Genomic DNA, 21,680 nt, shown 5'->3' with positions numbered 1-21,680 from the left:
TGCGCTCCCCTCCTACAATCTCGGAAGGATCACGCCGTTGGGCTGCAGGCGTGGCAATACTACTTTCGGCGGCGTCACCATAAGAAGTCAGCGGTCCATGAACGGCCAGACCGGCCAGAATTGGCTCGCGGGTGGCACACGGCCGGCGCAGGCATGCTCGGGGCCCGTTGACTAGCCGAACTCGTGCCTGCTGAGTGGGGCTTATGAAGCCTCTACGCTCGCCAACATTGAACTCTCAAGCCGGTCTATTGCGTTGGCCTCCAACCGGTTAGCCTCGGCGAAGTCCTTCCAGCACTGGTACGCAGCGTCTCCACGGACTTCATCGATCGGCGGGAGGATCACGTCGTCCAGGTCGCCCGGGTAAACGGCGTCGACCACTGAGCCGCACGATTGCGCCTTCACCTGAGCCTGTACCTGCCAGCTGGCGAAACACAGGTAGAGCCAGCCCGGGTTCACCCCGGCACGTGGGCGAACGCGCATTACGTGGGTTGTTGGCTAGCCGAGGTGCCCCAAACGCACTTACCCGTGATCGTGCGCGTGTGCGCGGTCTTATTCTACCCCTGAGGGTCAGCTCTATGCCTGCTTCTTCTCCTGAACCCGGTAGACGACGTAGCCGATTGTCCAGCCAACGATGCCGAACAGTAAAAACACACTGATGGCCACTGGCAGAGTGAACCATTCGCTGAAGAGAAGTAGCGGAAATACGGTTGCGAGCATCGCAAGAAAATGTACGAGTGAGCGTTTCGTGAGAGACCACGAGTTGATATCGTAAATCGGTATCGCAGCAATGGTGACCGCCGCAATAAGCCCCGCAACCAACGTGCTCTTCGATTGGGCGGCATCCTCGATGAAGAATGAGATTGCCACCATGACTGTGCCCGTTATTACGCCTGAAATAGCGAACGGCCGCGTTTGTCTCATACCTGTGATTCTAGCCGCGGCCTGCCCGTGAATGAAGCCGCCCACCGGCTGCACAGAAGGGAGCGTCGTCGGAGCTAATCCAGGCATGCTACTTCTTACCTCCAGATGTAAGTCCTGTCCTAAACTCGACCACGTCCCCGTCGACCATGATGTAGTCCTTGCCTTCCATCCGGACCTTGCCGGCGGACTTCGCGGCAGCCATCGAACCGTTCGCATCGAGATCATCGAAGGACACGATCTCGGCCTTGATGAAGCCCTTCTGGAAGTCGGTATGGATGACTCCGGCCGCCTCGGGGGCGGTGGCTCCCTTCGGAATCGTCCACGCACGGGATTCCTTGGGCCCGGCCGTCAGATAGGTCTGCAGACCCAGGGTATCGAAGCCGACTCGGGCGAGCTGATCGAGACCGCTCTCCTCCTGACCCGTCGATTCGAGCATCTCGCGGGCCTCTTCCTCGTCGAGTTCGGCGAGTTCGGACTCGAACTTCGCGTCGAGGAAGATCGCCTCGACGGGAGCCACTAGTGCCCGCATCTCGTTCTTCTTATCCTCGTCTGCGAGCACCTCGTCGTCGACATTGAACACGTAGAGGAAGGGCTTGACCGTCATCAGCTGCAACTCGCGCAGCGCACTGACATCGAAGTTCTCGGCCTGCATCGCCTGGTAGAGCGTCCGCCCGCCTTCGAGGATCTCGGTGGCGGCATCGATCGCGGTCAGCTGCTCGGCAGGAGCGCGCTTGCCCTTGACTTCCTTCTCGATCCGCGGCCGTGCCTTCTCGAGAGTCTGCAGGTCAGCGAGGATGAGCTCGGTATTGATCGTATCGATGTCATCGGCTGGGCTGATCTTGCCGTCGACGTGGACGACATCGTCGTCGACGAATCCACGGATCACCTGGCAGATGGCATCGGCCTCGCGGATATTGGCGAGGAACTGGTTGCCCAGGCCTTCCCCTTCGGAGGCGCCGCGCACGATTCCGGCGATGTCGACGAAGTCGACGGTGGCATTGAGGATGCGTTCGGAGGAGAAGATCTCCGCCAGTCGCGTGAGTCGCTCGTCCGGCAGAGGGACTACGCCCACGTTCGGCTCGATCGTCGCGAACGGGTAGTTCGCCGCGAGAACTTGGTTCTTGGTCAGTGCGTTAAACATGGTCGACTTGCCGACATTGGGCAGTCCCACGATTCCAATAGTCAAAGCCACGGTATCCAAGTCTAGCCGTCGCCGAGGTGGTCCTCGAATTCTCGTGTCAGTGCCCTCTGTCACCCTGGGACCATGAATGCTTTCCCCGCTGCCGCAGTCATCATCGGCTTCATCGTGGCGATCGTCCTCGCCACCGCCCTCGGATTCCTCCTCGGGCGCAGCCTCACGCGGTCCCGTTACCTCGAAAGACTCGCCCGCGCGGAAACCACGTCCCGTATCCTGTCTCAGCGCACAGAAGACCTCGAGGCCGATGCGCAGATGGCCGGTGAGATCACTGCGGCCATCGGACCGTTGGCCGCGAGTGTGAAGAACCTGCAGGAGAACCTGCACACCCAGGACCGCACTCAGATCGAACAGATCACCCGACTGAACTCCCAGATCGGGCACCTCAGCCAACAGAACCTCCGCCTCCAGGAATCCACCGGGTCCCTGGCCAACGCACTGAACTCGACGACGCACCGCGGAGACTGGGGCGAGGTCCAGCTCAAACGCATCGTCGAATATGCCGGCCTCCTCCCCCACGTCGACTTCGACACGCAGGTCAGTGCCGACCGGGACGGTAAGCGCCACCGCCCCGATATGGTCGTCCATCTGCCCGGCGACGGCACGATCGTCATCGATGCGAAGACCCCGCTGTCGGCACGGATGAACGGGGACTCCGCCGAGGCGCCCGGCTCGGGTACAGATGGCCAGGATCATGCCCGTGCGCTGCTGCGCCACGTCGATGCTCTGGCGTCGAAGGAGTATTGGAAGGCGTTCGACTCCTCCCCTGACTTCGTCGTCTGCTTCGTCCCCACCGACGGGCTGCTCTCGGCCGCTGCGGCGAGCTACCCGAAGATGATCGACCATGCGCTGGGCAAGAACGTCGTCCTCGCCTCACCGGCGACTCTGCTGGTGCTGCTGAAGACCGTGGCACTCAACTGGCGGCAGGCCGATATGTCCACCTCGGCGGCCGAAGTGCTGCGGCTGGGCACGGAACTCTACGAACGCGTCGGCACGCTGGTGTCTCATGTGTCTCGGATGGGTGCCAGTCTGGATCGGTCGGTCGAGGACTACAACCGGTTCGTCTCGTCCTTGGAGTCCCGGTTCCTCGTCACCGCGAGGAAGTTGCCGTCGACCGGCATCGTCGCCGATGAGCTCGATGCCGTGGCCGAACTCGATACTCGCGCTCGGGGCGTCAGCGCCGAGGAGCTCAGTCGGCCGCGAGCCATGGACTTCGATGATCGCGGTCCGACTCATCTGCGTGATCGGCAGACGGGGACGGACTGAGGGTCGTCAGCCGAGTTTGCGCAGTTCCTTCGGCAGGGAGAAGATGAGGTCCTCTTCGGCGGTGACGACTTCTTCGACCGTGTCGAAACCGTAGTCAGCCAGCAAGTGCAACACGTCTTGGACGAGGTTCTCGGGAACGCTCGCCCCGGAGGTGACTCCGACGGTGACGACGTCGTGGAACCAGGTCTCGTCGATCTCACGAGCAAAATCGACACGGTGAGCTGCCTTCGCCCCATGTTCGAGGGCAACCTCGACGAGGCGGACGGAGTTCGAGGAGTTCGCCGACCCGACGACGATGACCAGATCCGCTTCGGGCCCGATCTTCCTCACTGCAACCTGTCGGTTCTGTGTGGCGTAGCAGATGTCATCGCTGGGTGGGTTCTGCAGATGCGGAAAGCGCTCACGCAGGATCTCGACGGTCTCCATCGTCTCGTCCACGCTCAATGTCGTCTGGGAGATCCACACCAGCTTCTCGGCGTCAGGCACCTCGATGGTGCGCGCCTCCTCGGGGCTCTGTACCAGAGTGATGTGGTCCGGGGCCTCTCCCATGGTCCCTTCGACCTCTTCGTGTCCGGCATGGCCGACGAGGAGAATGCGGAAGCCGTCCCGGGCGAACCGGATGGCCTCCTTGTGGACTTTGGTCACCAACGGGCAGGTCGCATCGATCGTCGACAGCGAACGTTCAGCCGCCTCGGCATGGACGGCCGGTGAGACTCCATGGGCGGAGAACACGACTCGAGCGCCTTCCGGGACCTCAGCGGTGTCATCGACGAAGACGGCTCCGCGTTCGGACAGGGTCTCGACGACGTGGCGATTGTGCACGATCTCCTTGCGGACGTAGATCGGTGCACCATAATGCTCGAGCGCGCGTTCGACGGCGATGACGGCCCGGTCGACACCGGCACAGTAGCCGCGCGGCGCGGCCAGCAGCACTCTCTTGTCAGCATTGACCGGAGTGCGGATCTCGCCTGGTGTCAGACGCCGGCGCGGAATGGTCGGGGCAGGTACTGAAACGACAGTCACCCGTTCAGTCTAAGCCGGAGGCCTCTACGGCGGCCAGGAATGGGCTGTGTCAGAGCTGTTCGTTAGGCTGGGGATTCGGAAGGGGACTTAGATGGCGCAAAGAATTTCCGGCACGCCCGGCACGCTCGGCGAATCCGTCGAGCCGAAGGAGCTCGCCGCCACCGCAGCAGAGACCACGGCGGAGAATCCGTGGCCGCTGAGTCTGCTGTCGTCGAAGATGAAGTCCTATATCGATCGCATGTCGAGCGTGTGGATCGAAGGGCAGGTCGTCGAGCTCAATCATCGCGGCAAGGCCAGCTACCTGACTCTGCGTGACACCGACGTCGAGATGTCCCTGCCGGTCCAGGTCTGGAAGAACGTACTCGACCGCACCGGGGCGCCTCTGACCGAGGGCAGCCATGTCGTCGCCAACCTCAAAGCCGACTTCTGGACGAAGACCGGTCGACTGACGATGCGAGCCAACGACATCCGTGCCGTCGGACTCGGCGAACTCCTCGCCCGCCTCGAACGACTGAAGAAGCAGTTGGGTGCCGAAGGGCTCTTCGACCCCAGTCGGAAGCTGCGCCTGCCGTTCCTGCCGAACCGGATCGGTCTGATCACCGGACGGGATTCTGATGCGCAGAAAGACGTCATCCGCAACGTGCACCTGCGCTGGCCTGCCGCCGAATTCGAAGTCCGCAACTGTGCGGTTCAGGGCCCGGACGCCGTCCCCGGCGTGATGAAGAACCTCGCTGAACTCGACGCGGACCCGCAGATCGATGTCATCGTCATCGCCCGCGGCGGCGGCAGCATGGAAGACCTCCTGCCGTTCTCCAACGAAGCGCTCGTCCGCGCTGTGTCTGCAGCCCAGACACCGGTGGTCTCGGCGATCGGACACGAAGCCGACCGGCCGATCCTCGATGAGGTCGCAGACTTGCGGGCATCGACGCCCACGGATGCGGCAAAGAGGATCGTGCCGGATGTCGCCGAAGAAGGCATGAATCTGCTGCGCGCCCGAGCCGAGCTCGAGGCCGCTGTCAATCGCATTCTCGACCGCGAACAGGAGATGCTCACCGCCGTGCGTTCGCGCCCGGTGCTCGCCGAACCGCAGACGATGATCACCGCTCACGAGAACGAACTGGCGATGATCCGCCGTCGCAGCCTGCAGGCGACGAACGCATCGGTCGTCCAGGCCCAGAACGAGATCCAGCACCTCCGTTCCCAGGCCCAGTCCCTCTCTCCCCTGCGGACGCTGGAGCGCGGATACGCCGTGGTTCAGACCGACGAGGGACAGGCCGTCCGCAATGCCGACGAGGTCACGACCGGCGACACCGTCCACGTCCGGGTCGCCCATGGTCGATTCGATGCCGCGATCACCGACGTCTCACCGGAAACGGACGATTCGACGACCGACGGATGACCACAGCTCCACACTCCGCCCACATTCCACTCACTCTGCGAAGGAGACACCGATGACCGAACCGACCACCCAACAGGATCAGCCCGATATCAGCACCCTCAGCTACGAGCAGGCACGCGAAGAACTCGTCATGACAGTCAAACGTCTGGAGACCGGCAATCTGCCGCTCGAAGAGTCGCTGCAGCTGTGGGAACGAGGCGAGGCTCTGGCCGACCGGTGCCAATCATGGCTCAATGGGGCACGCGAACGCCTCGACAAGGCTCGTGAGGAGACTTCGGACGACGCCGAGTAGAACTCCGAGTCCGCCGGAGTCACTTCAGTTGGGCGGCCACCTGATCGGCGAAGCTGTTGATGGTGTCCGGTGCAGCGGTGGCACTCATGACGATATGCATGTCGCCCTTGTGCGTGACCCAGTATTCCTTCGCCTCTTCGGTGCGGTAGATCTGGAAGTCGGCGCCGCCGACAGTCACCTTCTCGGCGGCGACAGCCTCATCGGTCTTCCGCTTCGCCCAGTTCTCACTCGCTTCGGCCTGTTCGATGCTCACCCACTGGTCCTCGGGACCGATGAACGACATGTACCACGAGGTGTATTCCGAGTCGCCCACACGATCGAGGCTGGCCTCATTCGAGGTCCACCCACGCGGGATCTGCGGAACGATCAGGTCGAAGTCGGCATTGCCCTGCGACTGCTCGGCGATTCCCTGATAGTCGACGACACGCTCGGAATCCACTTCCGGCTGCGGGGCGAGGAACAGGATCCCGATGGCGACGGCCAGACAGGCGAGGATCGCGATGACCATATTCACCCAGTTCGAGTTCTTGCGCAGGAAGCGCATCTCTTCACGGGACCCCGGCAACATCACTCCGGACTCGTCAGCCATGGACTCTCCCTTGGGACTCTGCGTCGACTCGTCGACGACTGTTCGAGTACCCGTCTCGTCAGCAGCATTTCGGACATTCACACCGCCATTGTCCTCGGCTCGCGCGCGAAGGGCCAATTCCAGCTCAATCGCGTGACTGCGGCCACAAGCGGACACCGCTGTCGCGACCCGGATCACAGGGGTGGCACAATTGGAAGCATGAGTGACTCCAAAGAGCCTGTTGACGTGAAATCTCACCAAGACCGAGGACGAGTTGATGAGGAGGCTCCACCTGTCGCAGTGACCGACTCATGGTCACAGAAGGCTCAGGTCGAGTCGGACGCACCCGACCGCAACTTGGCCCTGGAACTCGTCCGAGTCACCGAGGCTGCCGCCATCGCCGCCGCACCCTGGGTCGGCCGCGGAGACAAGAACGCCGCCGACGGAGCAGCCGTGGCCGCGATGCGCAACGTCATCTCCACCGTCCGCATGGCCGGAACCGTCGTCATCGGCGAAGGCGAGAAGGACGAAGCTCCGATGCTCTTCAACGGCGAGCAGGTCGGCGACGGCGGCGGACCGCACTGCGATGTCGCCGTCGATCCGATCGACGGCACCCGCTTGACCGCGTTGGGCATGCCCAACGCGATCTCGGTCATGGCCGTGACCGAAGACGGTGCGATGTATGACCCTTCAGCCGTGTTCTACATGGAGAAGCTCGTCACCGGCCCCGATGCCGCCGACGCCGTCGATCTGCGTCTGCCGATCGCCGAGAACATCCGTCGCGTCGCCAAGGCGAAGGGAACGAAGGATCCCGCCTCGGTGACGGTGATGATCCTCGACCGCCCCCGCCACCAGCAGATGATCGATGAGATCCGCGCCGCCGGTGCCCGCATCCAGCTCATCACCGATGGCGACGTCGCCGGAGCCATCGCCGCCTGCCGTCCCGGAACCGGCGTCGACATGCTCATGGGCATCGGCGGCACCCCGGAAGGCATCATCACCGCCTGCGCCATCAAGGCGCTCGGCGGAGTCATCCAGGGCCGTCTGTGGCCGCAGGACGACACCGAACGCGAAGCCGCCGCCAAGGCCGGCCTCGACGTCAACCAGGTGCTCAACACCGATGACCTCGTCACCGGAGACAACAGCTACTTCGTCGCCACCGGCATCACCAACGGCGATCTGCTCGACGGAGTGAAGTTCCAAGGCGGACACGTCACCACGCACTCATTGGTGATGCGGTCAAAGTCGGGGACCGTCCGTCAGGTCTTCGCCGAACACCAGGCCGCGAAGACCCACTCCTACGTGGAGGCCGCAGAGGAAGCCGCACGCCGCGGACTGGTCTGACCTCACAACGCACCCGGTCCCGGGCGCGTTGCACACAACTCGGAAGCAGGTGCGAAAGTAATGCCCAACCAGGCGTGGAAACGACTCCTCGAGGGAAATCAGCGATTCGTCGACGACGTCCCTCGGCATCCCAACCAGGACACTGCACGGCGCGAGTCTCTGTCGGACAGCCAGACCCCGTTCGTCACGCTCTTCGGCTGCTCGGATTCCCGAGTCGCCGCTGAGATGATCTTCGATGTCGGCCTCGGCGACATGTTCGTCGTCCGCAATGCCGGACAGGTCGTCGACCCGGTCACCTTGGGGTCGCTCGAATACGGCGTCGAAATGCTCGGCACTCCCCTGCTCGTCGTGCTCGGACACGACAGCTGCGGGGCCGTGACGGCGGCCTACAACGCCTACGACTCGGGTGAGACTCCTCCCGGGTTCATCTCCGACGTCGTCGCCCGCATCCTGCCGACGGTGGCCCGGGCCCGCAAGAACGGACGGACCACGATCAACGAGACCGTCGGTCAGAACACCATGGACACCGTCGACAAGATCATGCAGCTGTCGACGATCATCAAAACCGCAGTCGATGACGGCCGACTCATCATCGTCGGACTCACCTACCAGCTCCACGACGGGCACACCACGGTCGTCGCCCAGTACGGAGGCGACGAGGCCGCGGTCTCCACCTACGCTTCTTGAGCGACCAGCCGCCTCGGTGGTCAGCCGTGCAGGCTCTCAACGACCCTGAACTCCGCAATCATTTCCCCGGCACCCAACGGAAAGGACAACAATGACCGAAGAATTCCGCATCGAACACGACACCATGGGTGAGGTCAAAGTCCCCAAGGACGCCCTCTACAGCGCACAGACCCAGCGTGCCGTCGAGAACTTCCCGATCTCGGGCAAAACCCTCGAATCCGCTCACATCGCCGCGCTGGCACAGGTGAAGAAGGCCGCCGCGAAGGCCAATGCCGAACTCGGCGTGCTCGACGAAGCCCGTGCCACAGCCATCCAGAACGCCGCCGATCAGGTCATCTCCGGCGAGTTCGACGCCCACTTCCCCATCGACGTGTTCCAGACCGGTTCGGGAACCTCATCGAACATGAACACCAACGAGGTCCTGGCCTCGCTGGCGACCAAGGCCCTCGAAGCCGACGGAATCAACGTCCACCCGAACGACCACGTCAACGCCTCGCAGTCGTCGAACGATGTCTTCCCCACCTCGGTCCACCTGGCCGTGACCAAGGCCCTGGTCAACACCCTCATCCCGGCCATGGACACCCTGGCGACCTCCCTGGAGAAGAAGGCGGAGGACTTCTCCTCCATCGTCAAGTCCGGCCGCACCCACCTCATGGATGCCACCCCGGTGACGCTCGGTCAGGAGTTCGGCGGCTACGCCGCACAGGTCCGTTACGGAATCGAGCGCATCGAGGCGTCCCTGCCCCGCGTGGCAGAGGTCCCGCAGGGCGGAACCGCTGTGGGCACCGGCATCAACACCCCCGACGGCTTCTCCTCCCGTGTGGTCGAGATCCTCGCCGAGGAGACCGGACTGCCGATCACCGAGGCACGCAACCACTTCGAGGCGCAGGCCAACCGCGACGGACTCATCGAAGCCTCCGGTCAGCTGCGGACCATCGCCTACGGCTACATGAAGATCTGCAACGACCTGCGCTGGATGGGTTCGGGACCGAACACCGGTCTCGGCGAGATCGCCATCCCCGATCTCCAGCCCGGTTCGTCGATCATGCCCGGCAAGGTCAACCCGGTCATCTGCGAGGCCACCATTCAGGTCGCCGCTCAGGTCATCGGCAACGATGCCGCAGTCTCGCTGTCGTCGACCAACGGCGCCTTCGAGCTCAACGTCGGAATCCCCGTCATGGCGTCGAACCTGCTCGAGTCGATCCGCCTGCTCGCGAACGCCTCGACCGTCATGGCCGAGAAGATGATCGACGGGCTCACCGCCAATGAGGAGCGTGCCCGCTTCCTCGCCGAGGCGAGCCCCTCCATCGTCACTCCGCTGAACAAGGTCATCGGCTACGAAGCCGCGGCGAAGATCGCCAAGCACGCCGTGAAGAACAAGATGACGGTCAAGGAAGCGACGATCGCTCTCGGCTTCGTCGAGAACGGCTCCATCACCGAGGCCGACCTCGACAAGGCCCTCGATGTCACCACGATGATCGGCAACTACAAGTAAGCCGCCGATCTGACTGATCAGAACACGGCGCCCGGACGAAATCGTCCGGGCGCCGTTTCGTTCTGTCGTCCCACTCACACTTTCGGCGACCGCTCACCCCAGCGTCGACCGCTCACCGCACAGCGCGATACACCGGCGGTAACGTGAGCGGTCGGCGACCAGAGCAGGGGCTCAGGAGCGGAACGGGTCGAACTCCTCGAGCACATCGGTGACCAGAGCCGCGATCTCCGACCTCTCGGACCGTGTCAGCGTGACATGAGCGAACAGTTCGTGGCCCTTGAGCTTCTCGATCACCGCAGCGACTCCGTCGTGCCTGCCGACTCGCAGGTTGTCGCGCTGGGCGACATCGTGGGTGAGCACCACCTTCGAGTTCATCCCGATGCGTGAGAGCACGGTGAGCAGAACATTGCGCTCCAACGACTGTGCCTCATCGACGATGACGAATGCGTCGTGGAGGGAGCGTCCGCGGATGTGGGTGAGCGGAAGCACCTCGAGGATCTCTCTGTTGACCACCTCGTCGATGACGTTCTTGCTCACCAGCGCGCTGAGGGTGTCGAACACGGCCTCCGCCCAGGGGTTCATCTTCTCCCCTTCGCTGCCGGGCAGGTAGCCGAGGTTCTGCCCGCCGACGGCATAGAGGGGCCGGAAGACCATGATCTTCGAGTGTTTGTTCTCCTCGAGCACCTTCTGCAGACCGGCCATGAGGGCCAGCGCGGACTTCCCCGTTCCGGCTCGCCCTCCCATCGACACGATTCCCAATGAGTCGTCGAGCAGCATGTCGATGGCGATCCGCTGTTCGGCCGATCGGCCGTGGACGCCGAAGATGTCACGGTCCCCGCGCACCATCGACACGCGATTGCCGGTGCGCACCCGTCCCAGACCGGATCCGCGCGGTGAGGTGATGACGACACCGGTGTTGACCACCTCGTCGGAGACCTCCTCGGTGACGACCGATCCCGAATCGTAGAATTCGCTCATCTGCTCGTCGTCGAGTCCGAGCTCGCTCATTCCGGTGAACCCGGAGTCGACGGCCAGCTCCGCCAGGTACTCCTCCGCGTGCAGACCCAGGGCCGACGCCTTCACCCGCATCGGCACGTCCTTGGTCACGACGACGACATCACAGCCTTCGGCCGACAGGTTGCGGGCCACGGCCAGGATGCGGGTGTCGTTCTCCGACCGGTCGAAGCCGACCGGCATCGTGGAGGCGTCGATGTGATTGAGCTCGACCCGCAGCGTTCCGCCCGCATCGCCGACCGGGATGGGCTGATCCAATCGGTCGTAGTCGGAACGGAAGTCGTCGAGGATGTGCAGTGCTTTGCGAGCCGTGAAGCCGAGTTCGGGATGATTGCGTTTGCCCTCGAGCTCGGAGACGACGATGAGTGGAATGACGACGTGATGTTCGGCGAAGCGCAGCAGCGCTCCGGGATCGGACAGCAGCACCGAGGTGTCGAGAACGTAGGTGTGGACTTTTTCAGCCATGAGGACCTCTGAGGCGTGAGTTCCGCCGAGATCCGGTTCTGACATCCCCCGATCTCGGGTTGGTGTCGACCAACTACAGTCAACCTAACCCGGTTCGTCCCCGCAGACGGCAGCGGCACGCGTGTTCGGGCAAGTCGAGGTCATGAACTTCGAGTGAATGCGGGATTCCACCGTCATACAGCTTCAGATCCGCGCGGGCCGCCGGCAGGCCCTATTTGCCGAAGCGACGCTGCCGCAGACCGTAGTCACGCACGGCACGGAGGAAATCCGTGCGGCGGAAGTCCGGCCAGTAGGCTTCGCAGAAATAGAACTCCGAGTAGGCGCTCTGCCACATGAGGAAGCCGGAGAGTCGCTGCTCTCCCGACGAGCGGATGATGAGGTCGGGATCGGGCTGGCCCTTGGTGTAGAGGTGTTCGCCGATCTGCTCGGGAGACAGCTCGGAGATGATGGACTCGAGATCCGTGCCGTCGTCGGCCCGAGTCCGCAGCAGGGACTTCACCGCGTTGACGATCTCCTGCCGACCGCCGTAGCCGACGGCGACATTGACTCGCATGCCGCAGTCCGCGGTGGTCGTCACGGCTTCCAAGCGGGCCCGCAGATCCGCTGGAACGATCTCGAGATCACCGACGAGCTGGACGCCGACGCCGTCGAGCGCTGCGATCTTCTCCACCAGGTCCGAGATGATCTCGATGAGGATCGACACCTCTTCGGCCGAACGGGCGAGGTTCTCCTTGGACAGAACGTAGAGAGTGACGATCTCCACGTCGATCTCGTGACACCAACCGAGGAATTCGACGATCTTCGCCGCTCCGGCCCGGTGCCCGTCTGCGGTCGTGGCCCCGAATTCCTTCGCCCACCGGCGATTGCCGTCGGTGATGACCCCGACGTGCCGCGGAACCGGAACCGACTTGTCGAGCTCACGCTTGAGCCGTCGCTCGTACAGCCGATAGAGCAGGTTCACGGGTCGCGCCACAGCTGTCCTCTTCCATCTGGGTCGTCGGTCGGCTCGAACACTGTCTAAGACTACTAGCCGACGATGCTGAACGCGGCCTCAGGCGCGCTGGCTACTATGGACCCATGAACGCTTCGCTCACCGATTCCTCTCCAGTCGTCCCCGACGGCTCCTGGCCCGTCGGTTCAGCAGGTGCGGATGCTGCGCCACCCGCCGATGACCACCGCATCGCGCGTCGCCGCTCGGCCCTGCGAGCCGAACTGACGAAACTGGCGGGTCAGGTCAAGCCGAAGCTGCGCGGCTGGTTCCACGCCGGTGCATTCCCTCTGGCGATGCTCGGCGGTCTGGCGTTGGTGATCATCTCCCCGACGATCGAATCGCGTATCGCCGCCGCAGTCTTCGCCGTCACCGGCATGCTGCTCTTCGGCACCTCCGCCGTCTACCACCGGGGCCGCTGGCGCACCCGTGCCCGCCTGGTTCTGCGGCGACTCGACCATGCGAACATCTTCCTCATCACCGCCGGCACGTACACTCCGCTGGCCGTGCTGATGCTCACCGCCGACCAGGCGATCCTCCTGCTGTCCGTGCTCTGGGGCGCCGCCGCACTCGGAGTGGCCTTCCGTACGATCTTCACCACCGCGCCGAGGTGGCTCTTCGTGCCCATCTACGTCGGGTTCGGGGTCGCCGGAGTCGGATACATCCCTCAGATCTGGGCGACGAACTTCGCCGTCGGCCTCCTCGTCGTCCTCGGCGGTGTGTGCTATATCGCCGGTGCCGTGATCTACGGGATCAAGCGGCCGAACCCCTCACCGAAGTGGCTCGGCTTCCATGAGATCTTCCATATCCTCACGATCCTCGGCTACGGCTGCCATCTCGCCGCGCTCATCATCGCCGCCGTCGCCGCCTACTGACCCTCATTCGGCCGAGTCCGGACGGCCTGTCCGTCTGCCCCGGCTCTCCGCCCTCCAGCTGAGTCCGCACGGACGCAATCGGCGCGATCACCGATCGGTGATCGCGCCGATTGCGTGGGCACAGGACCTCAGAGCCTCAGGCTCGTCCATTCTGTTCGTCGGAGGATTCGGAGGGATCGATCGGCTCCTCCGTCGCGTCGCCTCGGCGATGCGCATCAGATGGTCCGGTATCGGCGGCTGCGTCGGTGTCGCGCTCACCGGTCTCCGGTTCGGGTGCCTCCGGACCTGAGAGCGTCGACTGGTTGGGCACCACATGCCTGCGCAGCGGGATCGGGTAGGCATCATTCGCACCCGATCGGGCCCGCACCCGACGGACACGACGCAGAGCGTCCCGGATGAGGAAGATCGTCAGGATGACGATGACGAGCGTGGCCAGGAAGCCGATCGTTCCGGGAGTCACCAGATCCGGGTCCGGTGCGCCTCCGTCCGGGGTCGGGGTCGGAGAGGACGCGAATATCATGCTCGGGCATCGCTTTCGGTCGGGACGGCTGCTTCGGCGTCGAGGTCGTCGGCCGGTGAGTCCGGGAGCATCCCCTCATCGGGAACGCGACGACCGTCGTCGAAGGTCACGCCGGCGAACAGATCGGTCTCCTGGAAGTCGAGATCCCGGTTCAGCGGTTCCCGGCCGGTGAGGTCGAGGGCCAGTTCGAATTCTTCGGTCGGCCAGTATGTGCGAGCGGCCTTGCGAGAAGCGGAGAAGAAGCCGCCCTCGGGGTCGATCTGAGTGGCATGGGAGAGAAGCGCCCGATCGCGCGCAGAGAAGAACTCGGAGCAGTCGATGCGGGTGCTCAGCCAGTTGCGGCGTTGGTTGTCGCGCTTCTTGAAATCCTCGAGGTGGTCGGCGAACGGGGAGTCGAGTCCCGCTTCGAGCATCTTCTCGTGGATGGTGATCCACTTCTTCGCCGACAGGTCCTGATTGAAGTAGATCTTCTGCACCTGCCACGGCTCACCGAGCTCGGGGTGGGAGGTCGCATCCGCGGCGGCCTCGACGGCAGCCATGGTCACGGCATGGTTCTTGATGTGGTCGGGGTGAGGATATCCGCCGAGCTCGTCATAGGTGGTCACCACCTGCGGGCGGAAGGTGCGGATGATGTGCACCAGGGGCAGCATCGCGACCTCATCGGGGACCCGATAGAAGCATCCGGGAGGTGTCTGGTTGTCGAAATCACCGTCGGGCAGCCCCGAGTCGACGTGCCCGACCCAGACATGTTCGGCGCCGAGAGCGGCGGCGGCCGTCGCCATCTCCTCACGACGGAGACCGGCGATATCGCGGCTGGCCTTCGGGCTCTGCAGCAGGGCGGGGTTGAGGATGTCGCCGGCTTCACCACCGGTCATCGTGGCGATGAGCACCCGGGCACCCAGAGACGCGTACTTCGCGGTCGTTGCCGCACCCTTGGAGGATTCGTCGTCGGGGTGGGCATGGACGGCCAACAGGCGCAGCCCATGGTACGGAAGCGAAGTCATATCCTAAATGTCCCTTTCGATTCAGCCTGGTGGCCACCTCCTGCCGGCGCTGCGGCTGACATGATCGCCGGCAGAGGATCGACTACTCTAGATTAGTGCGCGAAGTACTTAATGAGGAATTCAATGACTGAGGTAACAGTGGCACCACCACTGCATGATGATCGCTACGGCCGGACCAGCAGACCCACGCGAGAGCTGAGCCGTCGAGCGAAGGTCATCGCCGTCGTCGTCCTCGCCGCTGTGGTCGCGGTCATCGCTGTCTGGGCCTTCCGTCCGCAGACGAATCCCACGACACCGCGCACTCTTGAATATTCGGTTGTCGACGACTCGTCAACGCACGTCAGCGTCGGAATATTTCCGGATCAGGAACGCGACGTGCACTGCATCGTCCAAGCCACGAACGAGCACGAAGCGATCGTCGGCTTCACCGAGGTGACCGTTCCCGCCGATCCGAACGCCGATCCGAATGCGCCGAAACGCGTCGACGTCGACCTGGCGACGACTCAGCTGGCTGCCTCCGGTCACGCGGACTCCTGCTGGTTCGAATAGTTCTCCCACGAGGACGCCGCTTGCGGCCGCGAAGTTCCGACTCGCGGCAGGCAACGTGATCGAACTCATCGTTTTTCTCTGCAGATGCGTTACACTGTAGTTTCATTCAACTTCCGGGCGTGCCCATACGCCCGGTTTTTTCGTTGCCTGACACGCCCGTCAGTGCACCGACCGAAGAAGGAGAAGTCATGACCGAGGAAGTCACCCAGGAAGAGACATGGTTGACCCAGGAAGCCTTTGACCGCCTGTCGAAGGAACTCGAGCATCTCTCCGGACCGGGTCGTGCAGAGATTGCTGAGAAGATCGAAGCCGCCCGCGACGAGGGTGACTTGAAGGAGAACAGCGGTTATCACGCAGCACGTGATGAGCAGGGCAAGCAGGAAGCTCGCATCCGCCAGCTCGAGGTGCTGCTGCGCAACGCCAAGGTCGGCTCGAACGACAGCGACGGCAAGACCGTGGCCCCCGGAACCGTCGTCACTGCGACCGTCGCCGGCAACAGCATGCGGTTCCTGCTGGGCAACCGCGAGATCGCCGGGGACTCCGATATCGACGTCTTCTCGGAGAAGTCTCCGCTCGGAGCGGCTGTCCTCGGCGTCAAGGCCGGAGACACGACCTCATACGAGGCTCCGAACGGCAAGACCATCGAGGTCAAGGTCGATTCCGTCGAGGCTTTCACCGGCTGATCATCGACAGACAGAACAGACAGAAGTGGGCGGGTGCGATCGCACCCGCCCACTTCTGTATGCACTCCGGCTCAGAGGATCCTCGTCGGCACTCCGCTCAGAAGATCCTCGTCGGATCGCCGTTCGGACGCGACCTGCCGGATCATCCTGGCCCGAGACTCATCCTGGCCCGAGACTCATCCTGGCCCGAGACTCAGTCATCGAGGGCGTTCTTCGACCGTCCGGGCTCGGCCGAACCGGTCGTCCCAGATTCGCCCGAATCGGTCGATTCGGAGCCTGATGCGCGTTCGTCTTCCGCGGATTCGCGGACGGCGTCGGTGAGCCGTTCCTTCGCGGTCTCCAGGACAGCGGTGGCCCCCCGCTCGTCCGGATCTCGCTTCGGGTCATCCTCTGCGGCCTCGGAGTCACCGGCGTTCGTGCGCACAATATAGCTGACGACGCTGTTGAGCACCGCCACCAGGGGAACGGCGAAGAGGGCACCGACGATGCCGAAGAGGAAACCGCCTCCGGTGACCGCGAGGATCACGGCCAGCGGGTGGACGGACACGGCCTTGCCCATCAGGAAAGGCTGGAGGACCTGGCTTTCGATCTGCTGGACCGCAATGACCACGGCCAACATGATCACCGCGCTGACCAGTCCGTTCGAGACCAGAGCGACGAGTACGGCGACCGCCCCGGAGGCGATGGCGCCGACGACGGGGACGAACGAGGTGAGGAAGACGAGCACGGTCATGGGAATGACCAGCGGGATCCCGAGGAAAGCAGCGCCGATGCCGATGCCGATCGCGTCGACGGCGGCGACGAGGATCTGGACCCGCACATACTGCACGAGGGTCGTCCACCCGCGCCGAGCCGCACCCGTGGCGACAGGACGCGCCGGGACCGGCAGCAGGTTCATGACCCATCTGAAAATGTTCTCCCCGTCGTAGAGGAAGAAGAACGTCGCGAACAGGCAGACGGCCATACCGGTGAGGAAGGTGCCCACCGAGGAGGTGGCCTCCAGGGCACCGCCGAGAAGCTGGCTGCTGTTGCTCTGGAAGAAGCTCGTCGCGGTCTTGATCGCCTCGTCGATATAGCTCGAGATCGTCGAGGCGTCGATGCCGAAGGGACTCGTGGCCAGCCAGCCGCTGATTCCGGACACACCGGCGATGACCTGTCTGACGAGATCGGGCATGCCGGAATAGATCTGCTGACCGACGAGGCCGAAGAGCCCGAGCACGATGACGATGAAACCGATGAAGGAGATCGCAGCGGCCCCGCCGCGCGGTACACGCTTCTTCTTCAGCCACCCGGTCAGCGGAGCGAGCAGAGCGGCCAACAGCAGAGCGATGAGCACGGGCAGCACGACGCTGGAGATCTTCGACAGGAGCCACAGGGCCACGCCGATCGCCACGAGTACGACGATCGACCGCCACGACCACGCAGCAGCGAGCTTGAGACCCGGAGCCACATACGGTTTGGCCTGGGCTTCGATTCGACTGAGTGCGATCTCTTCGGCACTGACGGCCTGCGACGGGGTCGGCTCGGATTCGGACCGGGAACGCGAGGATCCGCGTCCCCTCCGGAACGCCTCCCACGCCCCACGGAATCGGTTCGGAGGTTGCTGCTGATCGTTTTCCGTCATGGTCCAACAATAGTTGTTGAAGCACTGACAAAGGTGCAATGATGACGCCGGAGGAGGGAAACAGTGGGAAGACGCTTGATCTATACGCTGGCGACCATGGGAGCGACCGTCGTCGGCGCCGGTGCCTCGGCTGCGGGGCTGCTCCGCCACCAGGCAGGATCGCTGCGCCGCTCCTTCGACGACGACAAGAATCGCCGCTTCTCCACCTTCGCCGAGGCGATCGCCGCTCCCCGACACAACGACGATGACGACTCCGCCGCCCTGGCCATCATCGGCGATTCGTGGCTCTGCGGGGTCGACGTCGACCCCGAGCAGGCGCCACCGACTCTCATCGGCCGCGGACTGGCGCGGATGCTCGGCACCACTGTGCGGGTCCAGACCACGGCTCGCCCCTCGGCGCTGTCGGATGATCTGCATCGGCAGGTCGACGAGGTTCTGCGCTCGCCGTGGCTCTCTCGACAGCTCTCGGACCACTGGACAGAAGACCGCCGGTTCGCGATCATCTCGATCGGCACCGGAGACATCATCCACCCGATCCAGGCGACCATCGGCGTTCCCGTGCTCAACCAGGCCATCAACAGGCTCCAGCGCGAGGGCCGCTACACCGTGTTCGTCCTCGTCTGTCCCAACCTCGGCGGTCTGCCGGGGCTGCGCGATCCGCTCAAGACGTCGCTGCGGCGGACCTCACGGGTCCTCGCCGGTTCCCAATGGCTGGCAGCGCTGGCCGCACGTGCGGTTCCGCTGCGGTCGACGGGATCACTGAGCGGAACGACACGCCGGTCTCTGCTCAACGACTCGGGACGATTCCCCAGCGAACTCGGCTATGCACAGCTGTCCTCGACCCTGCTGTCGGCGATCGCCGAGCGCATCGCAGCCCCGGTCGTCGTCGACCGCAGCCTCGATATCCCGGAGAAGGGCGAAACCGCCCGCCGTCACGAACTGGTCCCCGGCGCCGAGGCTCAGTCAGCTGCCGAAGGATCAGCGGTGACAGAGGACGTCAGGGCCGACCCGGTCCCGAATCACTCGGAGGCCGTCTCGTGATCCCTGTGGTCCTCGCTTCCCAGTCTCCCTCTCGACGCCAGATCCTCCGAGCCGGCGGGATCGACCCGGTCATCATCGTCTCCGAGGTCGACGAACGCGCCATCGAAGACGAATTCTCCGGTTCCGTCGGCGATCTCACCACGGCTCTCTCGGAAGCGAAGGCCCGCGCGGTCATCGACCGGATCATCGGTTCCGCTCCCCCGGCGCTCGAGGACGCGGACACCGTAGTCGTCATCGCCGGCGACTCCCTGCTCGAATTCGACGGCCGGGCCATCGGCAAACCGGGAACGGCCGACCGCACTCGCGAAGTGTGGTCGGCGATCGCCGGTCAATGGACGACGCTGCACTCGGGGCATACCGTCGCCGTCCTCATCCGGACTCCGCAAGCGAACGGCACTGCCGGGCGGGCGGGAGCTGACGACCGCCGCGACAGCACTGATCGCGCCGATCGAACCGACCCGAAGGCCTTCGAACTCAGCGCACTGCGCTCTCAGCGGTCGGCCACCTCGGTGCTCATCGGCTCACCCGGCCCGGAGGAGCTCGAGGCGTACATCGCCACCGAAGAGCCCTTTCATGTGGCCGGGGCGCTGACGATCGACGGATTCGGCGGCGCCTTCGTCGACCGGCTCGACGGCGACCATCTCACCGTCCTCGGACTCAGCCTGCCCGTCGTACGCGAACTGGTCACCGATATGGGCCTGTTCTGGCCCGATCTGTGGACTCTCCAGCGGTAGACTCGAGACGAGTTCGATGACACGCCCGAGGACATTGAAGTTCTCGTCCCAATTTTTTATCGCTGTCCTACAAACCCTTGGTGCTGTTCTCTAAATTATTCTGTGATCATACAAAGGAGCACCATGACCACAGTCCTCTCCGACTCCACGACCTCGGTTCTGAGCACCACTGTTCCGACCGGGGCCGTCCGCCGGGTCCTCATCGCCAACCGCGGTGAGATCGCTCTGCGCATCATCCGGGCCGCCCACGACCTCGGCATCAAGGCCGTCGCCGTGTACACCCGTGCCGATTCCGATGCCGATTTCGTCGAACTCGCCGACGATGCGTGGCTGCTGGACGGATCCGGAGCCGGGGAGACGTATCTCGACATCGAGAAGATCCTCGCCCTGGCCAAGCGCTCCGGCGCCGATGCCGTCCATCCCGGCTACGGCTATATGGCCGAGAACGCGCAGTTCGCCCAGGCCGTCATCGATGCCGGGCTGATCTGGGTCGGTCCTCCCCCGGCAGCGATCGAGCTCCTCGGTGACAAGTCCGGAGCCCGGGCCGTCGCCGAGGCTGTCGACGCTCCGGTCGCTCCCGGTTCCGACGGTGCCGTGGCCGATCTGGCCGAAGCCGCCGAAGTGGCCGACCGGATCGGGTTCCCCGTCGTCGTCAAGGCCGTCCACGGCGGAGGCGGACGCGGTTTTCGCGCCTGTTCTGCCGCCGAGGACCTCGAAGCCGCCTACACTGCGGCGACCCGCGAGGCCCAGAGCGCCTTCGGCCGCGGTGAGTGCCTCATCGAGAAGCAGATCGTGCGCCCCCGCCACCTCGAGACCCAGTGCCTGGCCGATGCCCACGGCAATGTGCGGGTCGTGTCCACACGCGACTGCACTCTGCAGCGTCGCAACCAGAAGATCATCGAAGAGGCGCCCGCCCCGTTCCTCACCGCCGAACAGGAGCGCATCGTCTCCGCAGCCTCGGCTCGTCTGCTCGCCCACGTCGGCTACGTCGGCGCCGCGACGTGCGAGTTCCTCCTCGGAGAGGACGGCACGATCATCTTCATGGAAGCCAATGCACGCATCCAGGTCGAACACACCGTCACCGAGGAGGTCACCGGAGTCGACCTCGTCGGCTGGCAGGTGCGCATCGCCTCGGGTGAGACCCTGCCGGATGAGTTCCCCGCCGTGCGCGGACACTCCTTCCAGTTCCGCATCAACGCCGAGGACCCGACCACGTTCTTCCCCGCCACCGGCGCGGTGAAGAACTACCGTGCGCCGTCGGGCCCAGGCGTGCGGCTGGACTCCGGCATCGGCGAAGGCAGCGTCGTCGGCACGGACTTCGACCCGATGCTGGCCAAACTCGTCGTCACCGGCGCCACCCGTGACGAGGCCCTGGCACGAGCACGTCGGGCGCTGTCCGAATACCGCATCGAGGGCGTCTCGACACTGCTGCCGCTGCACCGGGTGCTCGTGGACGAACCGTCCTTCGCGACCGATTTCAAGGTCTGGACCAACTGGCTCGAAACCGCTTTCGTCAATCCGCTTGTCGATCCACCGCTAGGAGAACAGATGAGTACTGCAACCGACAGCTTCAGTGTTGTGGTCGAGGTCGATGGCCGTCGGATGACCGTGTCGGTCCCCAAGGACGTCATCTCGGACCTCGGTCATGTTCCCAGCCCCAGCGTGCCACGGCGCAAACGCGGGCTGAGCAGCCGCAAGGGTGCGAAGCTCGCCGACGATTCGAACGCGCTCAACGCTCCCATGCAGGGCACCATCATCTCCATCGCCGTCAATCCCGGTGACACCGTCGAAGTCGGTGACACCCTTGCCGTCATCGAGGCGATGAAGATGGAGCAGCCTCTCAAGGCCGGTCACTCCGGCACCGTCTCCGAGGTGCTCGTCGACGCAGGTGCCTCGGTGAAGTCCGGTGAGGCGATCATCCGCTTCGCCGCCTGAGGAACATCGACTCCGGCGTTCGCCTCACCCGAACGCCGGAGTCCTGCGTCCACCAGTC

The 21,680-nt window shown here is 64.2% G+C and carries 21 protein-coding genes; 12 read left to right on the top strand and 9 right to left on the bottom strand.

Features of this window, described 5'->3' with window-relative positions; all coding sequences use genetic code 11:
- Window positions 1-573: 573 nt before the first annotated feature.
- Complete coding sequence (locus BLIN9172_RS12035) at window positions 574-921, bottom strand: DUF3021 family protein (RefSeq protein ID WP_170286904.1); 348 nt, start codon at window positions 919-921, stop codon at window positions 574-576.
- Window positions 922-1,009: 88 nt separating this feature from the next.
- Window positions 1,010-2,113 carry a redox-regulated ATPase YchF gene (gene ychF / locus BLIN9172_RS12030; protein ID WP_101555305.1) on the bottom strand — a complete coding sequence of 368 codons (1,104 nt, stop codon included), beginning with the start codon at window positions 2,111-2,113 and terminating at the stop codon, window positions 1,010-1,012.
- A gap of 72 nt (window positions 2,114-2,185) precedes the next feature.
- Here ychF and BLIN9172_RS12025 point away from each other — a divergent pair, with 72 nt between their 5' ends.
- Complete coding sequence (locus BLIN9172_RS12025; RefSeq protein WP_101555289.1) at window positions 2,186-3,382, top strand: DNA recombination protein RmuC; 1,197 nt, start codon at window positions 2,186-2,188, stop codon at window positions 3,380-3,382.
- 6 nt (window positions 3,383-3,388) lie between these two features.
- Here the strand turns inward: BLIN9172_RS12025 and BLIN9172_RS12020 are convergent, their stop codons facing one another.
- A complete protein-coding gene (locus tag BLIN9172_RS12020) occupies window positions 3,389-4,405 on the bottom strand; it encodes a 4-hydroxy-3-methylbut-2-enyl diphosphate reductase (RefSeq protein ID WP_101555288.1) in 1,017 nt (338 codons plus the stop codon).
- A gap of 91 nt (window positions 4,406-4,496) precedes the next feature.
- On the opposite strand from BLIN9172_RS12020, the gene xseA reads away from it, so the two are divergent.
- The gene (gene xseA, locus BLIN9172_RS12015) at window positions 4,497-5,804 is read left to right on the top strand and encodes an exodeoxyribonuclease VII large subunit (RefSeq protein WP_101555287.1); all 1,308 of its coding nucleotides are present in this window, start codon (window positions 4,497-4,499) and stop codon (window positions 5,802-5,804) included.
- A gap of 52 nt (window positions 5,805-5,856) precedes the next feature.
- The gene (locus tag BLIN9172_RS12010; RefSeq protein ID WP_101555286.1) at window positions 5,857-6,096 is read left to right on the top strand and encodes an exodeoxyribonuclease VII small subunit; all 240 of its coding nucleotides are present in this window, start codon (window positions 5,857-5,859) and stop codon (window positions 6,094-6,096) included.
- A gap of 19 nt (window positions 6,097-6,115) precedes the next feature.
- On the opposite strand, the gene BLIN9172_RS12005 is transcribed toward BLIN9172_RS12010, so the two are convergent.
- Entirely contained in the window at window positions 6,116-6,685 is a 570-nt protein-coding gene (locus tag BLIN9172_RS12005) for a DUF4245 domain-containing protein (RefSeq protein WP_240812104.1), read from the bottom strand.
- 198 nt (window positions 6,686-6,883) lie between these two features.
- Between BLIN9172_RS12005 and glpX the strand changes: the two genes are divergently transcribed.
- The 3 genes from glpX to BLIN9172_RS11990 all read left to right on the top strand — a co-directional run bounded on the left by glpX (window position 6,884) and on the right by BLIN9172_RS11990 (window position 10,190).
- Window positions 6,884-8,008: a class II fructose-bisphosphatase gene (gene glpX, locus BLIN9172_RS12000; protein WP_180956971.1), complete on the top strand. Its 1,125-nt coding sequence runs from the start codon at window positions 6,884-6,886 to the stop codon at window positions 8,006-8,008.
- A gap of 60 nt (window positions 8,009-8,068) precedes the next feature.
- Complete coding sequence (locus BLIN9172_RS11995; protein WP_101555283.1) at window positions 8,069-8,695, top strand: carbonic anhydrase; 627 nt, start codon at window positions 8,069-8,071, stop codon at window positions 8,693-8,695.
- Window positions 8,696-8,786: 91 nt separating this feature from the next.
- Window positions 8,787-10,190 carry a class II fumarate hydratase gene (locus BLIN9172_RS11990; protein WP_101555282.1) on the top strand — a complete coding sequence of 468 codons (1,404 nt, stop codon included), beginning with the start codon at window positions 8,787-8,789 and terminating at the stop codon, window positions 10,188-10,190.
- Between the two features lie 171 nt (window positions 10,191-10,361).
- On the opposite strand, the gene phoH2 is transcribed toward BLIN9172_RS11990, so the two are convergent.
- Both phoH2 and BLIN9172_RS11980 read right to left on the bottom strand, forming a co-directional pair.
- Window positions 10,362-11,669, bottom strand: coding sequence for an RNA 5'-3' helicase PhoH2 (phoH2, locus tag BLIN9172_RS11985; protein ID WP_101555304.1), 1,308 nt, complete (start codon window positions 11,667-11,669; stop codon window positions 10,362-10,364).
- Window positions 11,670-11,880: 211 nt separating this feature from the next.
- A complete protein-coding gene (locus tag BLIN9172_RS11980) occupies window positions 11,881-12,642 on the bottom strand; it encodes an isoprenyl transferase (RefSeq protein WP_101555281.1) in 762 nt (253 codons plus the stop codon).
- A 104-nt stretch (window positions 12,643-12,746) separates the two neighbouring features.
- Between BLIN9172_RS11980 and trhA the strand changes: the two genes are divergently transcribed.
- A complete protein-coding gene (gene trhA / locus BLIN9172_RS11975) occupies window positions 12,747-13,532 on the top strand; it encodes a PAQR family membrane homeostasis protein TrhA (protein ID WP_101555280.1) in 786 nt (261 codons plus the stop codon).
- Between the two features lie 136 nt (window positions 13,533-13,668).
- Here the strand turns inward: trhA and BLIN9172_RS18580 are convergent, their stop codons facing one another.
- Entirely contained in the window at window positions 13,669-14,052 is a 384-nt protein-coding gene (locus BLIN9172_RS18580; protein ID WP_240812103.1) for a hypothetical protein, read from the bottom strand.
- Complete coding sequence (gene mca / locus BLIN9172_RS11965) at window positions 14,049-15,056, bottom strand: mycothiol conjugate amidase Mca (protein ID WP_101555279.1); 1,008 nt, start codon at window positions 15,054-15,056, stop codon at window positions 14,049-14,051. The genes BLIN9172_RS18580 and mca overlap by 4 nt, the downstream gene beginning before the upstream one ends.
- A 123-nt stretch (window positions 15,057-15,179) precedes the next feature.
- Between mca and BLIN9172_RS11960 the strand changes: the two genes are divergently transcribed.
- Window positions 15,180-15,605: a DUF4307 domain-containing protein gene (locus BLIN9172_RS11960; RefSeq protein WP_101555278.1), complete on the top strand. Its 426-nt coding sequence runs from the start codon at window positions 15,180-15,182 to the stop codon at window positions 15,603-15,605.
- A 188-nt stretch (window positions 15,606-15,793) separates the two neighbouring features.
- Complete coding sequence (gene greA, locus BLIN9172_RS11955; protein WP_025778091.1) at window positions 15,794-16,288, top strand: transcription elongation factor GreA; 495 nt, start codon at window positions 15,794-15,796, stop codon at window positions 16,286-16,288.
- Between the two features lie 193 nt (window positions 16,289-16,481).
- Here greA and BLIN9172_RS11950 read toward each other — a convergent pair whose 3' ends face one another.
- Window positions 16,482-17,912 carry an AI-2E family transporter gene (locus BLIN9172_RS11950; RefSeq protein WP_101555277.1) on the bottom strand — a complete coding sequence of 477 codons (1,431 nt, stop codon included), beginning with the start codon at window positions 17,910-17,912 and terminating at the stop codon, window positions 16,482-16,484.
- Between the two features lie 63 nt (window positions 17,913-17,975).
- Between BLIN9172_RS11950 and BLIN9172_RS11945 the strand changes: the two genes are divergently transcribed.
- The 3 genes from BLIN9172_RS11945 to BLIN9172_RS11935 all read left to right on the top strand — a co-directional run bounded on the left by BLIN9172_RS11945 (window position 17,976) and on the right by BLIN9172_RS11935 (window position 21,622).
- The gene (locus tag BLIN9172_RS11945; protein ID WP_240812102.1) at window positions 17,976-18,953 is read left to right on the top strand and encodes an SGNH/GDSL hydrolase family protein; all 978 of its coding nucleotides are present in this window, start codon (window positions 17,976-17,978) and stop codon (window positions 18,951-18,953) included.
- Entirely contained in the window at window positions 18,950-19,687 is a 738-nt protein-coding gene (locus tag BLIN9172_RS11940; RefSeq protein WP_101555276.1) for a Maf family protein, read from the top strand. The genes BLIN9172_RS11945 and BLIN9172_RS11940 overlap by 4 nt, the downstream gene beginning before the upstream one ends.
- Window positions 19,688-19,810: 123 nt before the next feature.
- A complete protein-coding gene (locus BLIN9172_RS11935; protein WP_101555275.1) occupies window positions 19,811-21,622 on the top strand; it encodes an acetyl/propionyl/methylcrotonyl-CoA carboxylase subunit alpha in 1,812 nt (603 codons plus the stop codon).
- Window positions 21,623-21,680: the final 58 nt, after the last annotated feature.

It is taken from the genome of Brevibacterium linens ATCC 9172 (assembly GCF_900169165.1).
GTDB classification, from domain to species: Bacteria; Actinomycetota; Actinomycetes; order Actinomycetales; family Brevibacteriaceae; genus Brevibacterium; species Brevibacterium linens.
The sequence above is the reverse complement of the archived record's forward strand: the minus strand, read 5'-3'. Positions and strand labels throughout refer to the sequence as shown.

Bases quoted from the DNA above. Each gene is read 5' to 3' on its own strand.
- BLIN9172_RS12035 (WP_170286904.1), bottom strand. From the start codon at position 921: ATGAGACAAACGCGGCCGTTCGCTATTTCAGGCGTAATAACGGGCACA.
- BLIN9172_RS12025 (WP_101555289.1), top strand. From the start codon at position 2,186: ATGAATGCTTTCCCCGCTGCCGCAGTCATCATCGGCTTCATCGTGGCG.
- xseA (WP_101555287.1), top strand. From the start codon at position 4,497: ATGGCGCAAAGAATTTCCGGCACGCCCGGCACGCTCGGCGAATCCGTC.
- BLIN9172_RS12010 (WP_101555286.1), top strand. From the start codon at position 5,857: ATGACCGAACCGACCACCCAACAGGATCAGCCCGATATCAGCACCCTC.
- BLIN9172_RS12005 (WP_240812104.1), bottom strand. From the start codon at position 6,685: ATGGCTGACGAGTCCGGAGTGATGTTGCCGGGGTCCCGTGAAGAGATG.
- glpX (WP_180956971.1), top strand. From the start codon at position 6,884: ATGAGTGACTCCAAAGAGCCTGTTGACGTGAAATCTCACCAAGACCGA.
- BLIN9172_RS11995 (WP_101555283.1), top strand. From the start codon at position 8,069: ATGCCCAACCAGGCGTGGAAACGACTCCTCGAGGGAAATCAGCGATTC.
- BLIN9172_RS11990 (WP_101555282.1), top strand. From the start codon at position 8,787: ATGACCGAAGAATTCCGCATCGAACACGACACCATGGGTGAGGTCAAA.
- phoH2 (WP_101555304.1), bottom strand. From the start codon at position 11,669: ATGGCTGAAAAAGTCCACACCTACGTTCTCGACACCTCGGTGCTGCTG.
- trhA (WP_101555280.1), top strand. From the start codon at position 12,747: ATGAACGCTTCGCTCACCGATTCCTCTCCAGTCGTCCCCGACGGCTCC.
- BLIN9172_RS18580 (WP_240812103.1), bottom strand. From the start codon at position 14,052: ATGATATTCGCGTCCTCTCCGACCCCGACCCCGGACGGAGGCGCACCG.
- mca (WP_101555279.1), bottom strand. From the start codon at position 15,056: ATGACTTCGCTTCCGTACCATGGGCTGCGCCTGTTGGCCGTCCATGCC.
- BLIN9172_RS11960 (WP_101555278.1), top strand. From the start codon at position 15,180: ATGACTGAGGTAACAGTGGCACCACCACTGCATGATGATCGCTACGGC.
- greA (WP_025778091.1), top strand. From the start codon at position 15,794: ATGACCGAGGAAGTCACCCAGGAAGAGACATGGTTGACCCAGGAAGCC.
- BLIN9172_RS11950 (WP_101555277.1), bottom strand. From the start codon at position 17,912: ATGACGGAAAACGATCAGCAGCAACCTCCGAACCGATTCCGTGGGGCG.
- BLIN9172_RS11935 (WP_101555275.1), top strand. From the start codon at position 19,811: ATGACCACAGTCCTCTCCGACTCCACGACCTCGGTTCTGAGCACCACT.